This is a genomic window from Paenibacillus kobensis NBRC 15729 (assembly GCF_004000825.1).
In the GTDB taxonomy this organism is placed as follows: Bacteria; Bacillota; Bacilli; order Paenibacillales; family Paenibacillaceae; genus Paenibacillus_T; species Paenibacillus_T kobensis.
This window is the reverse complement of record NZ_BILZ01000147.1, coordinates 1-891: the sequence shown is the minus strand read 5'-3', so window position 1 is coordinate 891 and position 891 is coordinate 1. Positions and strand designations below refer to the sequence as shown.

Below are 891 nucleotides of genomic sequence, written 5' to 3'. Positions count from 1 at the left end.
AGACAAAAAGGTTCTGGATTTCCTCAAGGAAGTCAAGGAAAGTGCCCTGAAAGCCAATGAGAATCAAGAATATCCGTTCGAGGAACTGGTGGAAGCGGTAGAGGTACGACGGGATTTATCCCGAAACCCGCTATTTGATGTGATGTTTGTGCTGCAAAACAACGAGCAGTCGAGCCTAGCAATGAACGGCTTAACCATGACAAGCCTAGGCAGCGAACATTCCATCGCCAAATTCGATCTCACCTTAAGCATTGGTGAAACCGAAGATGGCTACGCAATGAACTGGGAATATTGTACCGATCTGTTCGAGTTGGAAAGCGTAAAACGGATGATGAAACACTTCAGCCAACTGGTGGACGAACTGACGGCAAACCCTGAGGCGAAGATCAGCGAACTGCGTGTGGTGGACGAAGAAGAAAAGAGGCTGGTCATTGAGACCTTCAATGACACGGCTACGGAATATCCAAGAGGAAAAACAGTAGTCGAGTTGTTTGAAGAACAGGTTGGGCAGACGCCGGACAATATCGCGGTTGTATTTGAAGACGCGCAATTGACGTATGCGCAGCTGAATGAAAAAGCCAATCTACTGGCGTATAAGCTGAGAGAACTTGGTGTCCAACCGGATGACAGGGTTGCGATCCTGGCTCACAGAAGCATGGAGATGATCATCGGCATCTACGGGATTATGAAGGCAGGCGGTGCCTACGTGCCGGTAGATCCTAGCTATCCGGACAATCGTATCCAGTATATGCTGGAAGACTGCAAGCCGAAAGCCATCCTGCTGGGAAGGGCGGAACTGCCGATCAAAGGGGATATTCCGGTCATAGACCTATTGGATAAGGAGGTCTATACAGGCAAGGTTACAAACCCGGAGCATGTCAATACGCCAAT

At 49.0% G+C, this 891-nt stretch carries 1 protein-coding gene; it reads left to right on the top strand.

Annotated elements, in window-relative coordinates; translation table 11 throughout:
* On the top strand, positions 1-891 hold an 891-nt coding region (locus PKO01S_RS28520), incomplete at both ends, for an AMP-binding protein (RefSeq protein ID WP_164779844.1).